Source organism: Brucella sp. 22210 (assembly GCF_052045675.1).
Taxonomy (GTDB): Bacteria; Pseudomonadota; Alphaproteobacteria; order Rhizobiales; family Rhizobiaceae; genus Brucella.
Genome location: NZ_JBQEPD010000002.1, coordinates 1 through 17,495, shown reverse-complemented (window position 1 = coordinate 17,495; position 17,495 = coordinate 1). Strand labels below are relative to the sequence as shown.

Genomic DNA, 17,495 nt, shown 5'->3' with positions numbered 1-17,495 from the left:
TTTATGGAGCCTTGCTCAGCTGCTTTGGCCAAAGATTTGTCATTTTGATCGCGACTGTATTCAATCACCTTTGATGAAAAAATGGAGCGGGCATGACTGAAACGCCGAACAAGTTACGGATCGCGGTACTCTTTGGCGGACGTTCCGCCGAGCACGAAGTGTCGGTTCTTTCCGCAACGAATGTCATGAACGCATTGGACCCGGCCAAATACGAAGCCATTCCGATCTATGTCACCCGTGAGGGGCAATGGCTGCTGACGAGCTTTGCAGGCGGCAAGCTGGAACGGCCCGAGCACGGCACTGAGGTGTCATTGCTGCCTGGCGGCAAGGGGCGCGCTGTTGCGCTGCCCGAAAACGGTTTGCCTTACGAACTGGCGCGGATCGACATCATCTTTCCGGTCTTGCACGGCCTTCATGGCGAGGATGGCAGCGTACAGGGGCTGACCGAAGTGGCGCGTGTGCCGATGGCGGGTTGCGGCATTTGTGGTTCGGCGAATGCGCTCGACAAGGATATTGCGAAGCGCCTGCTGACCGAAGCTGGCATTCCGGTGGCGCGCGCCATGACGATTACGCGCGAGACGGTTCCATCCTTCGACGCTATGACCGAAGCGCTTGGCCTGCCGGTGTTCATCAAGCCTGCCCGTCAGGGGTCGTCCGTTGGTGTCAGTAAGGTGCAGTCAGAAGCGGATTATCAAAAGGCGCTTGCGGAAGGCTTCCGACACGATGCCAAGCTTCTGGCGGAAGAGTTCATTCAGGGCCGCGAGATTGAGTGCGCAGTGCTGGAGGACGAGAATCACGGCCTGTTCGTATCGCGAACTGGTGAAATCGTGCCCGCGCAAAGCCATGGCTTTTATAGCTATGACGCCAAATATATCGACGAAGACGGCGCGGCGCTGAAAGTCCCTGCAGACCTGCCGGTGCAAATCGAAACTGAAATTCAGGCGGTTGCAGCGCGGGCGTTTCGGGCGCTCGGTTGTGACGGCATGGCGCGTGTCGACTTCTTCGTGACACCGGACATGCGGTATCTGATCAATGAGCTGAATACCATTCCGGGCTTCACCAATATTAGCATGTATTCGAAAGTCATGGCAGTGAGTGGCGTCAGCTATCCAGAAGTCATTGACCGGCTCGTGGCGCATGGCATGGCCCGTGCGGCGCGTGACAATTAAGATGAGGCGCGGCTGATAAATTGTGGGCGGCATTGCAAATATGCCGCCTTTTGTGTCTTTAAGAGCTTATGACGACAGATCGCCTTTTCCTTGGAATAAAACAATCTGCAACCGGCCAGAAATGGGTGGATCGGCTAGGCTTGCGCGAAGCAAACACTGCGCTTGCCATCGCCCAGCATCATGGCATTTCCGATCTGGTTGCGCGCGTTCTGGCGGGGCGGGGTGTAACGGTTGAAGGCGCACCGGAATTCGTTGATCCGACGCTGCGCAATCTCATGCCCGATCCGTCGACGCTGACCGATATGGAAAAGGCGGCAAGCCGCATTGCCGACGCCATTGAGCGCCGCGAGACCGTAGCGATCTTCGGCGATTATGATGTGGACGGCGCATGTTCTTCTGCGCTGATGGCGCGTTTTCTAAAACATTACGGCATTCAGCATTCGATCTACATTCCGGACCGGATTTTTGAGGGGTACGGCCCCAATCCCGATGCCATGCGCGAGCTGGTTTCCAAGGGCGCGAGCCTGATCGTCACCGTCGACTGCGGCACGAACAGCGCTCCGTCGATCACTGCGGCCAAACAGGCCGGAGCGGATGTTGTCGTGCTTGACCACCATCAGGTTGGCGGCGATCTGCCGGAAGATGCGGTGGCCATCGTCAACCCCAACCGCGAAGACGATATTTCGCAACAGGGCCATCTTTGCGCTGCGGGCGTCGTGTTTCTGACATTGGTGCAGGTCACCAAGATCTTGCGCGAACGGGGCAAGGGCGCAGCACCGGACCTGCTGTCGCTGCTTGATCTTGTCGCGCTGGCAACCGTCTGCGATGTGGTGCCGCTTCAAGGCGTCAATCGCGCTTTCGTCGTCAAAGGTTTGCTGGTTGCGCGTGCACAGAGCAATGCCGGACTGGCAGCGCTTGCGCGGGTGTCGCGTATCGGTGAACCGATCAATGTCTTCCATCTTGGCTATCTCATCGGTCCGCGTATCAATGCGGGCGGTCGTATCGGCGATGCCGGGCTGGGTGCGCGGCTGTTGACGCTCGACGATCCATCGATGGCAGACCGTATCGCCGTCGAACTCGATCGGCTCAATCAGGAACGACAGGCAATGGAAGCGGAAATGCTTCTGGAAGCGGAAGCGGAAGCATCGCTTGAGATTTCAGGCGGTGAGGGCGCTTCGGTGATCGTGACGGCCAGCGAACGCTGGCATCCGGGCATCGTCGGCTTGCTGGCTTCGCGCCTGAAGGAAAAGGCCCGTCGACCCGCTTTCGCCATTGCCTTTAACGCCAATGGCGTCGGCTCCGGTTCGGGGCGCTCGATCAGCGGCCTTGACCTCGGCAAGCTGGTGCGCGGTGCTGTGGAGCGTGGGTTGCTCGTCAAGGGCGGCGGTCATGCCATGGCGGCGGGTATCACCATCGAACGCGCCAAGCTGGGCGCGCTGAGAGCCTATCTTGAAGACGAATCGGCGCATGTCGTCGCACGCCTGCGCGAAAACCAGAGCCTCTCGATAGACGGTGCACTGGCTGCTTCAGGTGCTACTGTTTCGCTTTATGAAGCCTTGCAGAAGGCTGGACCTTACGGTTCCGCCCATCCGCAACCGACCCTGGCTCTGCCGCATCATGTGCTGGCTGATGTGCGCGGTGTCGGTCGCGACCATGTGCGTGTTGCCTTGCGCGGCGCGGACGGCAAGCGGGTCAATGCCATCGCGTTTCGCGTGGCAGAGGGCGATCTTGGGCGCTTCCTGTTCAACAATATCGGGCAGAGCGTTCATGTTGTCGGCAACCTGTCGCTCAATCACTGGAACGGCTCGGTCTCGCCCCAGATCCAGATTCTGGATGCAGCAAAGCCGGTTTGAACCGCATTTGAAATTTCTCGATTTTTTTGCGTTCACGCCCTTGTGACGAACAGGGGGCAATTCCCATATGAGCAATGATTTAAACATTCAGTCATGTCTCTAAATGGGAGTAAACAATGCCGGGTTTCGGAAACCGCCTGACAAAACTGACCGCTGCGATGGTCCTGGGCCTGATCGCCTCATTCGCCGCTGTCGATTTCGCCGAGGCTCGCCGTGCAGGCGGTGGCGGTTTTGGCAGCCGTGGCGCGCGTACCTATCAGGCGCCCGCGCCGACGCGTACCGCACCGAATAATGCAGCTCCGATTGAGCGTTCGATGACGCCGAATACTGGCACAACGCAGACGACCCGTCCTGCCGCCGCTGGCGCGCAGAATGCGGCTCCGGCGCGTGCAGGCGGCATGTTCGGCAATTTCGGTCGCTCCATGCTGGGCGGCCTTTTGGTTGGCGGTCTGATCGGCATGATGCTCGGTAACGGCCTTGGCGGTCTGGCTGGTATGTTCGGCCTCCTGTTGCAGGTGGGCGTGATCGCGCTGATCGCAATGTTCGTCATGCGCATGTTCGCCAATCGCCGTCAGGGCGCAACGGCAACGGCAGGCGCTGGCAATGCAAATGCGCAGCCTTTCGGTTCGGCGCAGCCGTTTGGCGCTGCAAAGGATGCTGCGCCGCAGCAGGCTGGCAACTTTGGCGGTCGCACGCCTTCGGTCAATCCGTTTGGCGCAAACGCCAAGCAGGCGGAAGCGCCGGTTGCCCCGGCGGTTGAAGAAGAGCCGATGGATGTCGGACAGGAAGAGCTTGATCGTTTCGAGCAGATGCTTTCGGAAGTCCAGAGTGCCTATGGCCGCGAAGATTATGCTGCGCTGCGCAAGCTGACCACGCCGGAAGCCATGTCCTATCTCGCCGAGGAACTGGGCGAAATCGCTTCCAGCGGCATGCGCAACGAAGTGAAGGACGTAAAGCTGCTTCAGGGCGATGTTTCGGAAGCCTGGCGTGAAGGTAATGTCGAATATGCGACCGTGGCGATCCGCTACTCTGCAATCGACGTTATGCTTGACCGCAACACCGGCGCAGTTGTCGAAGGTAATGCGAACGAGCCGGTCGAAAGCACTGAAATCTGGACCTTTACCCGTGTCGATGGCGGCGATTGGTTGCTCGCGGCAATTCAGGGAACGGAATAAACATTCCAATCAACAAAAAAGCCCGGTCTCGCGACCGGGCTTTTTCTATTAGAGCATTTCCAGCGAAAGTGCGAAGCGGTTTAGCGCAGGATAATGCGTGAAAAGCGAATTCTCACCAGCTGCCGATATTCTCGGCGGAAGCCCAGGGTTCCTGCGGTGCAAGGCTCTCGCCCTTCTGGATCAGCTCAATGGAAATGCCATCCGGCGTCTTGATGAAAGCCATGTGGCCGTCGCGTGGCGGGCGGTTGATGACGATGCCGGCGTTCTGAAGCTTCTGGCAGGTGGCGTAAATGTCGTCCACTTCATAGGCGAGATGGCCGAAATTGCGTCCGCCCGTATAGGCTTCCTTGTCCCAGTTATAGGTCAGTTCCAGCGTTGGCGCGCGCTCTGCCTTGGCGCGTTCTGCATCGCCGGGGGCGGCAAGAAAGATCAGCGTGAAACGCCCTTTTTCGTTTTCGATGCGGCGGGTTTCTTCAAGACCGAATTTATTCACATAGAAATCGAGGGATTCGTCGATGTCGCGGATTCGAACCATCGTGTGCAAATAGCGCATATTATTCTCCTGAAGCATTTCCAGCATGTGCCGAAGCGTTTGGGGCTCGCGAAGGGATATAGCAAATAGCAGGCGCTTTTCCACGTTTCACTTTTTGTTTTGCAGTTTCGAACAAGCGCAAACCTGCAATGTCGTCAAAAAACATCACATGAGGAATTGCCCTCGGGCGGCATTGCCATATGTCCCGAAATGAAGTCGGTTTCAGGACTTTGCGGCAGGTGCGGTAACCATGGAAACACAAAGTCTGTGATGATCGTGGGGGAGAACAAAAGTTTAGGCTTGCCGCCTCCGGTTAATGAAGTGTTATTCTTTGATTAAGAATCAGCTTTGAATCGCAACGGAAGAAAAGAGGAGGGGCGAACGCATGGCGGACAAGTCTGTGTCGAATGACCAGTTTCACAGCCAGCACGCCTCGGAAGAGCTGGGCGATATCATTGAAATTTCGGGCCACATCAAGTGGTTCGACGTGGCCAAGGGCTACGGTTTCATTGTGCCGGATCAGCCGGGCCTGAACGATATCCTGCTTCATGTGACGTCGCTTCGCCGCGATGGCTTCCAGACGGCGCTGGAAGGCGCACGGATCGTCTGCGAAGTTCGCAACGGTGAGCGCGGCATGCAATGTTTCCGCGTTCTTTCGATGGACACATCCACTGCCGTTCATCCGGCGCAGATGCCGCCGCAGCGCACGCATGTGACGGTCACGCCGTCGAGCGGTCTTGAGCGCGTCATCGTCAAGTGGTTCAACCGGACCAAGGGTTTCGGCTTTCTCACTCGCGGTGAGGGCACCGAGGATATTTTCATTCATATGGAAACGCTGCGCCGTTTCGGCATGATGGAATTGCGTCCCGGTCAGGTCGTGCTCATTCGCTTCGGCACGGGCGACAAAGGTCTGATGGCTGCTGAAATTCACCCGGATATCGGCACGGCTATCCCGGTTTCACACTGATTTTCCAAGCAAGTTGAACCTGTCTTCCCAAAGTGAAAGAGCTTTGGGAGGCGGATATGCGTGAAATTGGCCTTTGATGCGGCACACTTTGAGCTGCCTGTGACTATTGTAGTCAAAAGGCGGTGAGGGGTAGCCCTTCGTCTCTTGTCCCCATTCCGCCCCGTTGATAATCTCCCCGCCCGAATTGCAGGTTTTTGGCGTGGGTTGAGTATGGCTCGGTTCTTTTTCGTTTTTGCATTTTTATTCGCAGCTTTCGGCGCGCAGGCGCAGGAAAAGCAGCCGATGCGCTTGCCAGTGGATGCCGCGCCGCTGACCTTTATTACGGCCAAGGGCAATAAACTCCCCTTTGCGCTCGAAGTGGCGGATTCAGACGATGCCCGTGTGCGCGGGCTGATGTGGCGCACCGATTTTCCCAAAGACCGCGCAATGATCTTCGTTTTCGGTGAAATGCGTCGCGTGATGATGTGGATGCAGAACACCCCACTGCCGCTGGATATGGTTTTCCTTGACGACAAGGGCCGTGTCACGGCAACTCACGAAAATGCGGTGCCCTATTCGGAAAATATCATTTCATCCGAAGTGCCAGCAGCCTTTGTGGTCGAGCTTCTCGCCGGTACGGTAAAGCGTACCGGCATCAAGAAGGGCGACAGGGCCGTCCACCGCGTGATATGCGGCGAGTGTCGATCCTAATCGCGCCAAGCACCGCCGACGGAACAATCAAAAGGAATGAACAGTTGAGTGCCCTCGATATCGAATATTTCGAAAATGACGGCTTGCGTCTTGCATATCGTCAGGATGGAGAAGGCGATCCGATCCTGCTGATCCACGGCTTTGCGTCTTCAAGTCTGGTCAATTGGGTTTCGCCGGGCTGGTTCCGGACGCTGACCGAGGCGGGCTATCGCGTCATCGCCATTGATGATCGCGGGCATGGTTTTTCGGCCAAAAGCCACAATGCGGAAGATTACACGCCGACCAAGATGGCGGGCGATGCGGCAGCACTGCTCGATCATCTGGGCATCGAGAAGGCGCATGTGATGGGCTATTCGATGGGCGCGCGGATTACCGCGTTTCTGGCCATCGAGCATCCGGAGCGTGTTCACAGCGCAATTTTCGGCGGATTGGGCATCGGCATGGTCACCGGCGCTGGCGACTGGGAACCGATTGGCGAGGCGCTTCTGGCGGAAGATCCGACGACGATCACCCATGCGCGCGGGCAAATGTTCCGCAAATTTGCAGACCAGACCAAGAGCGATCGCATTGCACTTGCAGCCTGTGTGATCACCTCGAAGGAACTGGTTCCGGCGGCAGCTATCGCACGGATCATGCAGCCGGTATTGGTGGCCGTCGGCACAACCGATGACATTGCTGGCAACCCGCAGGACCTGGCCGATCTTCTGCCAAACGGTCAGGCGCTCGATATCCCGGGGCGCGACCACATGCTGGCTGTCGGCGACAAGGTTTACAAGAAGGCAGTGCTGGAATTTCTCGAGGAAAATCCGCTCTGATCGCCCTATAGGGCCTGTGTCAATTTCTGCGGTGTCAAGGCAAAGCGTTTTCAGTTATGCTGCGCGCCGAACTCGTATTGCGGTGCGGAGCCATGCCGGAAAATTCGGCTTTTGTCTGGCCCGCGCGGTGCAAAACCGGAGTATATCCATGTCTGTTCGCTCAACTGCGAAATTGAATGCCAGCCTCGGGCAAGTCGATCCTATCTGGCACTCCATCCGCGCCGAAGCGGAGGAAGCCGCCAAGTCCGATCCGGTGCTCGGAACGTTTCTTTACGCGACGATCCTCAATCAGCCGAGCCTTGAAGATGCCGTGATGCACCGCATTTCGGAACGTCTCGGCCATGCGGATTTGAGTGCCGATATTCTGCGCCAGACATTTGATGCCATGCTGGACGCCAACCCGGAATGGTCGCAGACTGTTCGTGTGGATATTCAGGCCGTTTACGACCGCGACCCGGCCTATAGCCGTTTCATGGACCCAATCCTGTATCTGAAGGGCTTTCATGCGATCCAGACGCACCGTCTGGCGCATTGGCTCTATCATCAGGGCCGTCGGGACTTTGCCTATTATCTGCAGAGCCGTTCGTCGTCGATCTTCCAGACCGACATTCATCCGGCAGCGCAGTTGGGCAGCGGGCTTTTCCTCGATCACGCGACGGGGCTTGTCGTCGGCGAGACTGCACTGATCGAAGACAATGTTTCGATCCTGCATGGCGTCACGCTGGGCGGCACAGGCAAGTCGAGCGGGGATCGCCATCCCAAGATTCGCCATGGCGTGCTGATCGGTGCTGGCGCGAAGATTCTCGGTAATATTGAAGTCGGTCATTGCTCGAAGATCGCGGCAGGTTCTGTCGTCCTCAAGCCTGTTCCACACAATGTCACGGTTGCCGGTGTGCCTGCCAAGATCATGGGCGATACGGGCTGCACGGAACCGTCCCGCGTCATGGACCAGTTGCTGGGCGATGGCGTGCTGGGTGAAGGCATTTAATCGTCCCAACGCAGAACGCACAGAAACCGGGCCGCTTGCTGGTTTTTTTCCGCAAGCGGCCTATATTTTGTCGAAAGCGGTGGTTAGGCGCTAAAACCCCGAAGGACTGGCTCCCCAGGGGTTTACATCACAAAAGACCGGGTGCAATAAACCGGCCTCATTCAAATTCAGGAGAAGCCGGTTGAAACCCGAAGAACTCAAAAAACTGGACGCCTATTTCAAACGGACCTTCAACAATCAGGGCCTTCAGGTGAAGGCGCGCCCGCGCAAGAACGACTCGGCCGAGCTTTATCTTGACGACGAGTTTCTGGGCCTGATCTACAAGGATGAGGACGAAGGCGAACTGTCCTACAATTTCTCGATGGCTATTCTCGACGTCGATCTCTAAGGCGCGACTTCGAAAAATCGCAAGATTTTTTCGAACGTGACCCAGGATGATCCGTCATAGGCCGACAATCTGACGCCCTTTCTGCATTGCGGAGAGGGCGTTTTGTTTTGCAGCATCTGTTGATGTGGCTTTACCGTTTCACTGTTCAGTTTGCCGGAAAGCTTCGAGTACATGCTGAACCAGTTGGTCGGTGGTGTTCTGCGCTGTGTCGAGCGTGATGCGGTCATGCAACCAAGGCTTATACTCGTTGCGCCGTTCCTGGACTCGCTCCCAGCTAATCTCCGCCATTCCCGGAATATTGCGCCTGCGATTTTCGATCCTTTGGCGGTGGGTTGAGAGATCTGGACAGTAGCATTCCAGGAAAGTGAGCGTGGCATGAGTGCGTTCCGCGAGCTGCACCCACATGTTCCGCGCCGCTTCCACAGGATTAACAGCGTCCACAATCACTGACAGGCCGAGTTTCAGATTCTCTTCCGCTACCGCCTCCGCCATCTGATAAGCGGCGATGCCCGTTATCTCTTTCGGGATGTCAGCGCGCCACATGGCTGCTTCAATCGGATCAATAGACAGGACGGCGATCTGAAGCGTTTGCGCCAGGCCCTCGGCAAGCGAACTTTTACCGGAGCCGGGAAGTCCGGCAGTTGCTATCAGTCGTGGACGCGTCATGGTTGGGAATCACCTTTTGTCATATAGGCTCGTTCGTACCGTGGCTGGCTTTGGCGAACGAAGACCATTCTAACTGGATGATCCAACTTTCATTACGACAGTTTTCAGTTATTTCCCAACAGATGGCCGGTTGCGAACTGGCGCATGGCTTCATCGAGTGTTTGCCACTCGGGCAGCATATCGCGGGGGAAGCGATAGAGAATCTGCAGCCCTTTGCCGAACTGGATATCGCGCTCGCACGCATTGAAGTTTTCCGCCGATGCATCGCTCATGCACCGTGCCACGAACGCGGGATTGCCACTTGTCGTATCGGAGAGGACCAGTTCTTCGCCGGAGTAACCGCTTCCTTCCGTAAATCGGTGGACCGTCAGCCCTCCCGGTAAAGCTTCGCCCTCCGGCTCGATCAGCGCAGCATAGATCGGCAGATAGCGTCCGCTCATATCGCGGGACATGGTGCGCTCTTCGATCGACATGAATAGCAATTGCCGTTTTGGCGTCAGCAGATTGAAGATTGCGCGGTCCGCCTCCGTATAGCCGGTCAGTCCGGGCCAGCGCGCGTATAGATCGAGGCGTGTCGTAAGGCCGTCGCGCCGCTGATTGGAAAAGCGGATCATATTGGCTGGCATCGACAGGACATTGTTGCCAACCAGCACTTTATAGAGATGCGTGCTGTCGGAATGGCCGCCGCGCGCAATCATCGGGCCGAGGATGCGCCCGCCAATATTGATTGCGGCGGAAAGCACAACAAGCACGGCAATCGCCAGCAAAACGCGGACGAACAGCCGGTTGCCATCTTTTGTCGTAGTGGTTTCGATTGCGCTTTCCATTCGGCGGGAATGCCATGCTGATGATATTGCGGCGATTATCGGCCTTTTATGGTTAACGGAGCATGAAGCCGCGCTTGTTCCGCATCCAAAAAAAGCTTAGCTCTTTCCATGAAGACATTCTGATGGAGGAGCCCACATGCCGATTTATGCTTATAACGGACACAAGCCACATTTCGCAGACCGCGCCAGCAACTGGATTGCGCCGGATGCGACACTGATCGGCAAGGTCGTCGTGGGCGAAAATGTGGGTTTTTGGTTCGGCGCTGTGCTGCGCGGCGACAATGAAGTGATTTCCGTCGGGGATGACACCAATGTGCAGGAGCACTGCATCATGCATACGGATATCGGCTTTCCGCTGACGATTGGCGCGGGCTGCACCATCGGCCATCGGGCGATCCTGCACGGCTGCACCATCGGCGAGAATACACTGATCGGCATGGGCGCTATCGTGCTCAACGGCGCGAAAATCGGCAAGAACTGCCTTATCGGCGCCGGTGCTCTGGTGACGGAAGGCAAGGAAATCCCGGACAACTCGCTGGTTGTCGGCTCGCCCGCGCGCGTTTTGCGTGAGCTGGATGATGCGGCGGTGGAAAAGCTGAAGCTATCCGCCAAGCATTATGTCGAGAAGGGGCACTCCTTCATGCGCGGCATGGAACCAGCCTGACATCTCGACAATAAGAAAGGACGGGGCCAGAGGGAGACTGGCGGCCCGTCCTTTGATCGAAATCGGCGTCTGATCAGTTCTTGATGCTGCCGACGAGAATGTCGCGGTCATCCTTGATCGAAACCCAGCTGCCGCTATTGGCGGTCGACTGACGCTTCAGGTAGGTGTAGTCGGTCTTGTTCCAGGCCAGAACGCGCTCATCGAGATTGTCGAGAATGAAATCGCCGCGGTCGGTACGAACTGTCAGGACGGCATGGCCGTCACCATTCGGCTGACGAACCACGGTGAACAGCAGGGTATTGGCAGGAATGCCAAGCGCCATCAGCTCGCGCTGCTTTTCCAGCATGTAGTCGTCACAGTCACCAGCGGTTACCGGATATTCCCAATATTCCTCGCGACCCCAGACTTCCATGTCGGTGGCTGGCTTGATTCGTGTGTTCACGCTGTCATTGACGGCAATGATCTGCTGCCAAAGCTTCGGCGTCAGCTTGAGAGCATTGGTGTTGCGGCTGACGATTTTGCATTCGGCCGGATAGCGTTCGCAAAATTCATAATGTCCGATCGGCTGTGAGGTACGCTCGCCGGTGCTCATCCATGGCGAGTTGGAGGCCGGGTTCGCTGCCTGGGCCAGCCCCACGCCAATCAGCAGAAGGAATGCTGCGATGATGGTTTGCTTGGTCATTCTTTTGTCTCCCTGTTGGAGATCAAAATGACCGGGACAATTTGAAGTCGCGCAAATTTGAGCGCGAAAATGCGATTCAAATTCGATTAAAACTGCGCGGAATACTGAAACTTTTTGTAAAGAAAGCGGCTATTTCAGCCTGAAATCGCGGGTTTTTGCGTGATTTCCATGTTTATACCCACCAAGGCGGTTTGCCAATCCGTAACCTTGACAGACGTTCATCTTTTCAGCGGCGTAAGAATTAGGAGAAAAGCCCGTCGAGTGTGGTGCTGGTCTGGATTGTGGCGAACTCGATGGCGAACCCGTCTGCGAAATGGCGCACGACCCGTCCGCGGATCGGCCCCAGCAGAACACCGCTCTTGATGGCGGGCTTGACGTCACATTCGATAGCCGCGCCCGAAAGCGACAAGTCGGCAATACGGCAGAGCAACTGGGTGCCATCGGGGAAGGTGACATTCTGATGCGACTTGCGCGGTACGACACGTTCGTGGCGGCGATCTTCCGGCAGGGAAAGTTCATGCCGGTTGGCAAGCCATGTCAGCTGCGCTGAGAGCTTGTCCTTCTTGGTCGCGGTATTGGTGAGAAGAAGGTGAAAGCCTTCTGCTGAAATCTGGTAAGCCGTGCCTTCGATTCGTCCGACATGGTCGATATAGGCAATGATACGCTCGCCATTGCGCGGTGTTGAGATACCGGTCATCAGGGCGGTGCCGGGCGACATGCGCTTCAGGACGCAAGGATATTCGCTGCGGTTTTCCAGCATATAGCGACCGTTGAGATCAACATTCACGGCATTGAAATTATCCTGCCGCCCGCTATTCGCAGGTGATGTCGCCGCAAATCCCCTCATTGAAGCTGGCCCATCTCAGTCTTTCGCCAATAACCTGTTATTTACGTTACACTTAAAGCAGTTTTGGCGCAAAAGAGAAACTGCGATTTCAGGCTTTGCCGCCATTGATGACGCGCAGATGCGGTGCCTTGCGCATGGGTGGCGTCGCTATGCGAGTTTCCGTCCATTGGCGGGTACGATTCGAAGCATTGACCGTGAAGATGGCTGCCTTCACCGCTTCGTCGGCAAGCGCCACATCCGGTGCAATCGGCTCAATATGGTTGAGGTGACCGAGCACCAGAGGATCGGCGCCTGCCCATGTCACATTGTCCAGAACGGCCATGCTGCCCATAAGGCCGACGCGACCGTTACTTGTTTCCAAAGGGACGAGCAGCATTTCAAAGCTGAGGCTGCGACCCGAAAGACTGATTCCATCATGAAGGCTCAGCGCCGGGATCTGCATCGCGCTGACATTCTGCGCCAATTCGCTGAGGGCAGGGCGGTCACGCTCCGGCCATAAGGATAACAGGCGCACGCCTTTCAGTTCGCGACCGAACAGGGTGCAGATTCGCGTGCCGCCAAGACGAAAGACCAGTTCGCCATTTTCGTCGGCTTCCACGAAAAAGAGATCGGACAAATGCCGACCGAGCCGACGCGGTTCGACATCGGTGCGCTGCGGCGCCTGGAAACCGTGCTCAAGATCGTCATTGCGATCAAAGGCCAGTCGCTGCCATTCGCTGAAGATCGCGATCGTGCTGCGGTGTTTCATCGTGCGCCGTTCGTTTGATTCTGGGTGAATTGGGAATGCTGGTCGTTTGCGAAGCGCCTTGGCCCCGGCTCGCGACCATTAAAATAGTATTAACAGCACAGATGCCAGCTTAACCCTTTCTTCATCCACGACGCTCGGCTGTTAAGGTTAACAACAAGTAATTCTTGCAATGCGGATAGGGCTGGCGTTTGATGAGGACATCAGACGAAGCCGTTGTCTTGGTTGGCGTTTTTCTGAGATCCAGTCGTTATTTTTGCGAATCTTCGGTGGTTCGCGTCAGGGCCGGTGGTTGACCTCCACTGGCCTTTATTTTTAACGATTTCTATCTTATCAAATGCTGGTTTCGCCACGTGAGCGGTCCGATTGGGCCGATTGTCGTTTCTGGGCCTGACTGGCCCCATCGCGGTTTCGCAATCTGGAAAGCAGTGTTTATGGTCCTTCCGCAACCGGAAATGCAGGATAATCGCGGTCGTTCGGGCGGAAGTGAGCCGATCTTCAATATTCCAGGCGTGGTGATCGCGCTGATCGGCATCTGCGTCGCGGTCTATGTCTATCAGAACTACCTTATCAGCGAGCAGCAGAACTATGAGTTCATGCTGAACTTCTCACTGATCCCGGCGCGGTTCTCGATGGCGGGCGGTTTTTCTGACCCGGCAGGCTTGTTCACGCTGATCAGCTATTCCTTCATGCATGGCGGTATCGAGCATATCGTGGTCAATATGATCTGGCTCGCCGCCTTCGGTTCGCCTCTGGCAGGGCGAATCGGAACTGCTCGCATGATCATTTTCTGGATTTTCACGGCGATTATCGCCGGACTAACGCATTATGCGGTTTATCCGGATAGCGTGACCCCACTGGTTGGCGCTTCGGGCGCGATTTCTGGCATGATGGGCGCTTCGGCGCGCTATGGGTTCCGGCGTGTGAATTCCGGACGACGCGCAGAATTTGCCGGGCCGGTGCTGCCGGTTGGCTTCACGCTGACGCTGAAGCCTGTCCTGACCTTCGTTGGCGTCTGGTTCGTGATCAATATCATCACCGGTCTCTACACGACCGGCGGCGCTGATCTGTCGGGCATTGCCTGGGAAGCGCATATTGGCGGTTTTATCGCCGGTTTCTTCGGGATTTCGCTGCTGGATCGTCCGCGCAGCTATGACGCAGTTCTAAGGCTTTAGAACAGTTCCCTCCCAGTTTTATGGTACTTGCTAAACGTGCAATCAAAGCGCACCATCATGGAACGCGGCGGGAGGAGCTGCGTTCTGTTTTCAGGTGTTTGAGCGCCTGAAACAGCGAATGCTAAATCTTGGAGGGACTTGGCATGACAGTAAGATCGATTCTCGAGAAAAAGGGCAGGGATGTCGTCGTAATTGCACCTGCCGACACGCTTTCCCATGCCGTTGCCATGTTGAACAAGCACAAGATCGGCGCGCTGGTGGTTTGCGACGAGGCCGGTCATATCAAAGGCATTCTTTCCGAACGCGATGTGGTCCGGGCGCTCTCCGTCAAGGAAAGCGGCGCGATGGCCATGCCGGTTGCAGAGGTCATGACCGCAAAAGTGCAGGTCTGTCGGGAGCATCACACGATCAATCAGGTCATGGAAATCATGACGCGCAGCCGTTTCAGACATATGCCGGTTGAAGAACACGGCAAACTTGTCGGAATCATCTCTATCGGTGACGTCGTGAAACGGCGAATCGAAGATGTGGAGCGCGAGGCCGACGAAATTCGCACCTATATCGCGACCGCTTGAACATATTCGTTCAACAATGCCATGCGCCGGTAAGAAATCTCATGCGGCGCATGGGGTCGAATCAACGATTGCGCAAATAGCGCTCCGCCGCATAGAGCGAAATCGCTGCGGCGTTTGAGACATTGAGCGATTTAATCTCGCCGGGCATGTCGAGGCGTGCAAGCGCTGTCACGGTTTCCCGCGTCTTCTGACGCAGGCCTTTTCCTTCCGCACCGAGAACCAGAGCGATTCGTCCGCCGGCAAGCGTCACTTCCATTTCCTGCGGGCCTTCCGAATCAAGGCCGATGGTCTGGAAACCCAGACCATGCAGTTCTTCAATCGCTTCGGCGAGGTTTCTCACCTCTATATGCGGGATAAGTTCAAGCGCACCGGATGCAGCCTTGGCCAGAACGCCGGTTTCCTGCGGGCTGTGGCGGCTGGTGGTGATCAGTGCTCCTGCACCAAAGGCCACAGCCGACCGCATGATCGCGCCGACATTGTGCGGATCGGTCACTTGATCAAGAACCAGCAGAAGCGGGCTCTCCTGAAGTTCGGAGAGTTTTTTCGCACGCAGCGGTTCTGCTTCGATCATCACGCCCTGATGCACGGCGTCGGAACCGGTTTCCTTGTCGATGTCTTTCGGATCGACAATTTCGACGGGGAAGGGCAACGAATCGGCTTCTCCGATTTCAAGCCGTGCAAATCCATTGCGCGTCGCGCGCATGCGCAGAATCTTGCGGGCCGGATTTTCAACGGCTGCGCGCACCGTATGCAGCCCATAAAGGCGCACAGTGCCATCCGCGACGGCGCTGGCCGATATGGCGGCGCGCTGGGGTCTGTGCGGCGCCTTGCCTTCTGCTGCGGCTTTCTGGTCGCGATGCTGGCGGCGCAGGCGCGCATAATGAGTGTCTTTAGGGGTACGGGGCGTGTTCTGATCGGTCATGGCGCGCTTATAACTCTTAAGAGAGAGGGAAGATAGCTGCTTGCCCTGTAAATACTATCAGGCTGTTATGGCTGCCTATTAAGAGGCGAAAGCCCGCATGTCCTGATTTTTTTGCATATCCGAATGCCTGCCTGAGCCCGGTCTTTTGGAATGCTTTGGTCAAACTGTGGATAGGCATGCATTCTTTTCGCTTTTACCCTGTTGACAGGGGAAGCGCTTATCGTCATAAGGCCCCCCGTGGAGCGACGGCGAGCCCAACAGCCAACCGACCGCTTCGCAAAAATGCCTAGTTACTCGACGCTGCTGATAGTGATATTAGGAGGAATGCCCGAGCGGTTAAAGGGGACGGACTGTAAATCCGTTGGCTAAGCCTACGTTGGTTCAAATCCAACTTCCTCCACCACTGTCGGATTAGAGTTTAGAGTATGCGGGTATAGCTCAATGGTAGAGCAGCAGCCTTCCAAGCTGAATACACGGGTTCGATTCCCGTTACCCGCTCCAGTTTTCAAGAGCGGATAGGCGTGTAAGGAATCATCGACGGGCGGTTCGCCGTTCCGTTTTGGCATAAATGCTGGCCCCGAAGCAAATCGGCTTTTGCGCTGGCGCTCGAGCGGTTCTAGAACAAAGAGAACAACGGCGATGGCTAAGAGCAAATTCGAACGTAACAAGCCCCACGTTAACATCGGCACCATCGGTCACGTTGACCATGGCAAGACCTCGCTGACTGCGGCAATCACGAAGTTTTTCGGTGAATTCAAGGCGTATGACCAGATCGACGCTGCACCGGAAGAACGCGCCCGCGGTATCACGATCTCGACGGCTCACGTTGAGTACGAAACCGCAGCTCGTCACTACGCCCACGTCGATTGCCCAGGCCACGCTGACTATGTGAAGAACATGATCACCGGCGCTGCACAGATGGACGGCGCGATCCTGGTTGTTTCGGCAGCTGACGGCCCGATGCCGCAGACCCGTGAGCACATCCTGCTCGCTCGTCAGGTTGGCGTTCCGGCAATCGTCGTGTTCCTGAACAAGTGCGATCAGGTTGACGACGCAGAACTGCTCGAACTGGTTGAACTGGAAGTTCGCGAACTTCTCTCGAAGTACGACTTCCCGGGCGACGAAGTTCCGATCGTCAAGGGTTCGGCTCTGGCAGCTCTCGAAGATTCCTCGAAGGAACTCGGCGAAGACGCCATTCGCAACCTGATGGACGCAGTCGACAGCTACATTCCGACCCCGGAACGTCCGATCGACCAGCCGTTCCTGATGCCGATCGAAGACGTGTTCTCGATCTCGGGTCGCGGTACGGTTGTGACGGGTCGCGTTGAGCGCGGTATCGTCAAGGTTGGCGAAGAAGTTGAAATCGTCGGCATCAAGGCGACCGGCAAGACGACGGTTACCGGCGTTGAAATGTTCCGCAAGCTGCTCGATCAGGGCCAGGCTGGCGACAACATCGGCGCACTGGTTCGTGGTATCGGCCGTGAAGACGTTGAACGCGGTCAGGTTCTCTGCAAGCCGGGTTCGGTTAAGCCGCACACCAAGTTCAAGGCAGAAGCTTACATTCTGACCAAGGACGAAGGTGGCCGTCATACGCCGTTCTTCACCAACTACCGCCCACAGTTCTACTTCCGTACGACTGACGTGACCGGTGTTGTGACCCTGCCGGAAGGCACGGAAATGGTTATGCCAGGCGACAACGTCACCGTTGACGTTACGCTGATCGTCCCGATCGCCATGGAAGAGAAGCTCCGCTTCGCTATCCGTGAAGGTGGCCGCACCGTCGGTGCAGGCATCGTCGCTTCGATCATCGAGTAA

General features: G+C 56.6%; 19 protein-coding genes and 2 tRNA genes. 14 read left to right on the top strand and 7 right to left on the bottom strand.

What is annotated here, in order from left to right; all coding sequences use genetic code 11:
- The first annotated feature begins 92 nt into the window (after positions 1-92).
- From ACTJKP_RS03030 to ACTJKP_RS03020, 3 genes are all read left to right on the top strand, one after another.
- Positions 93-1,169, top strand: coding sequence for a D-alanine--D-alanine ligase family protein (locus ACTJKP_RS03030; protein WP_440629647.1), 1,077 nt, complete (start codon positions 93-95; stop codon positions 1,167-1,169).
- 68 nt (positions 1,170-1,237) lie between these two features.
- Positions 1,238-3,022 carry a single-stranded-DNA-specific exonuclease RecJ gene (gene recJ / locus ACTJKP_RS03025; protein WP_440629646.1) on the top strand — a complete coding sequence of 595 codons (1,785 nt, stop codon included), beginning with the start codon at positions 1,238-1,240 and terminating at the stop codon, positions 3,020-3,022.
- A 116-nt stretch (positions 3,023-3,138) separates the two neighbouring features.
- Positions 3,139-4,197 (top strand): Tim44 domain-containing protein, encoded by a 1,059-nt coding sequence (locus ACTJKP_RS03020; RefSeq protein WP_440629645.1) that lies wholly within the window; start codon positions 3,139-3,141, stop codon positions 4,195-4,197.
- A 112-nt stretch (positions 4,198-4,309) separates the two neighbouring features.
- Here the strand turns inward: ACTJKP_RS03020 and ACTJKP_RS03015 are convergent, their stop codons facing one another.
- On the bottom strand, positions 4,310-4,750 hold the full coding sequence (locus tag ACTJKP_RS03015; RefSeq protein ID WP_440629644.1) for a VOC family protein: 441 nt from the start codon (positions 4,748-4,750) through the stop codon (positions 4,310-4,312).
- 364 nt (positions 4,751-5,114) lie between these two features.
- Here ACTJKP_RS03015 and ACTJKP_RS03010 point away from each other — a divergent pair, with 364 nt between their 5' ends.
- From ACTJKP_RS03010 to ACTJKP_RS02990, 5 genes are all read left to right on the top strand, one after another.
- On the top strand, positions 5,115-5,696 hold the full coding sequence (locus tag ACTJKP_RS03010; RefSeq protein WP_078339275.1) for a cold-shock protein: 582 nt from the start codon (positions 5,115-5,117) through the stop codon (positions 5,694-5,696).
- A 210-nt stretch (positions 5,697-5,906) separates the two neighbouring features.
- Entirely contained in the window at positions 5,907-6,386 is a 480-nt protein-coding gene (locus ACTJKP_RS03005) for a DUF192 domain-containing protein (RefSeq protein WP_440629643.1), read from the top strand.
- A 44-nt stretch (positions 6,387-6,430) separates the two neighbouring features.
- Positions 6,431-7,201 carry an alpha/beta fold hydrolase gene (locus ACTJKP_RS03000; protein WP_440629642.1) on the top strand — a complete coding sequence of 257 codons (771 nt, stop codon included), beginning with the start codon at positions 6,431-6,433 and terminating at the stop codon, positions 7,199-7,201.
- Between the two features lie 148 nt (positions 7,202-7,349).
- Positions 7,350-8,189 (top strand): serine O-acetyltransferase, encoded by an 840-nt coding sequence (gene cysE / locus ACTJKP_RS02995; protein WP_078339272.1) that lies wholly within the window; start codon positions 7,350-7,352, stop codon positions 8,187-8,189.
- 181 nt (positions 8,190-8,370) lie between these two features.
- Positions 8,371-8,577, top strand: coding sequence for a DUF3126 family protein (locus ACTJKP_RS02990; protein ID WP_138786258.1), 207 nt, complete (start codon positions 8,371-8,373; stop codon positions 8,575-8,577).
- 138 nt (positions 8,578-8,715) lie between these two features.
- On the opposite strand, the gene ACTJKP_RS02985 is transcribed toward ACTJKP_RS02990, so the two are convergent.
- Both ACTJKP_RS02985 and ACTJKP_RS02980 read right to left on the bottom strand, forming a co-directional pair.
- Positions 8,716-9,243, bottom strand: coding sequence for an AAA family ATPase (locus ACTJKP_RS02985; protein WP_440629641.1), 528 nt, complete (start codon positions 9,241-9,243; stop codon positions 8,716-8,718).
- A 104-nt stretch (positions 9,244-9,347) separates the two neighbouring features.
- Positions 9,348-10,070, bottom strand: a complete 723-nt coding sequence (locus tag ACTJKP_RS02980) for a hypothetical protein (RefSeq protein ID WP_440629640.1) — start codon at positions 10,068-10,070, stop codon at positions 9,348-9,350.
- Between the two features lie 136 nt (positions 10,071-10,206).
- Between ACTJKP_RS02980 and ACTJKP_RS02975 the strand changes: the two genes are divergently transcribed.
- The gene (locus ACTJKP_RS02975; protein ID WP_440629639.1) at positions 10,207-10,734 is read left to right on the top strand and encodes a gamma carbonic anhydrase family protein; all 528 of its coding nucleotides are present in this window, start codon (positions 10,207-10,209) and stop codon (positions 10,732-10,734) included.
- Between the two features lie 73 nt (positions 10,735-10,807).
- On the opposite strand, the gene ACTJKP_RS02970 is transcribed toward ACTJKP_RS02975, so the two are convergent.
- From ACTJKP_RS02970 to ACTJKP_RS02960, 3 genes are all read right to left on the bottom strand, one after another.
- Positions 10,808-11,416: a transglutaminase-like cysteine peptidase gene (locus ACTJKP_RS02970; protein WP_078339268.1), complete on the bottom strand. Its 609-nt coding sequence runs from the start codon at positions 11,414-11,416 to the stop codon at positions 10,808-10,810.
- Positions 11,417-11,657: 241 nt separating this feature from the next.
- Positions 11,658-12,263 carry a PilZ domain-containing protein gene (locus ACTJKP_RS02965; protein WP_440629638.1) on the bottom strand — a complete coding sequence of 202 codons (606 nt, stop codon included), beginning with the start codon at positions 12,261-12,263 and terminating at the stop codon, positions 11,658-11,660.
- An 88-nt stretch (positions 12,264-12,351) separates the two neighbouring features.
- Entirely contained in the window at positions 12,352-13,011 is a 660-nt protein-coding gene (locus tag ACTJKP_RS02960) for a PAS domain-containing protein (RefSeq protein WP_440629637.1), read from the bottom strand.
- Between the two features lie 431 nt (positions 13,012-13,442).
- On the opposite strand from ACTJKP_RS02960, the gene ACTJKP_RS02955 reads away from it, so the two are divergent.
- Positions 13,443-14,183 carry a rhomboid family intramembrane serine protease gene (locus ACTJKP_RS02955; RefSeq protein WP_440629636.1) on the top strand — a complete coding sequence of 247 codons (741 nt, stop codon included), beginning with the start codon at positions 13,443-13,445 and terminating at the stop codon, positions 14,181-14,183.
- A gap of 143 nt (positions 14,184-14,326) precedes the next feature.
- Positions 14,327-14,758, top strand: a complete 432-nt coding sequence (locus ACTJKP_RS02950; protein ID WP_078339263.1) for a CBS domain-containing protein — start codon at positions 14,327-14,329, stop codon at positions 14,756-14,758.
- 61 nt (positions 14,759-14,819) lie between these two features.
- Here the strand turns inward: ACTJKP_RS02950 and rlmB are convergent, their stop codons facing one another.
- A complete protein-coding gene (rlmB, locus tag ACTJKP_RS02945) occupies positions 14,820-15,680 on the bottom strand; it encodes a 23S rRNA (guanosine(2251)-2'-O)-methyltransferase RlmB (protein ID WP_440629635.1) in 861 nt (286 codons plus the stop codon).
- Positions 15,681-15,998: 318 nt separating this feature from the next.
- Between rlmB and ACTJKP_RS02940 the strand changes: the two genes are divergently transcribed.
- The 3 genes from ACTJKP_RS02940 to tuf all read left to right on the top strand — a co-directional run bounded on the left by ACTJKP_RS02940 (position 15,999) and on the right by tuf (position 17,495).
- A tRNA-Tyr gene (locus tag ACTJKP_RS02940) sits at positions 15,999-16,083 on the top strand.
- A 24-nt stretch (positions 16,084-16,107) separates the two neighbouring features.
- A tRNA-Gly gene (locus ACTJKP_RS02935) sits at positions 16,108-16,181 on the top strand.
- A gap of 138 nt (positions 16,182-16,319) precedes the next feature.
- Positions 16,320-17,495: an elongation factor Tu gene (gene tuf / locus ACTJKP_RS02930; RefSeq protein ID WP_151589461.1), complete on the top strand. Its 1,176-nt coding sequence runs from the start codon at positions 16,320-16,322 to the stop codon at positions 17,493-17,495.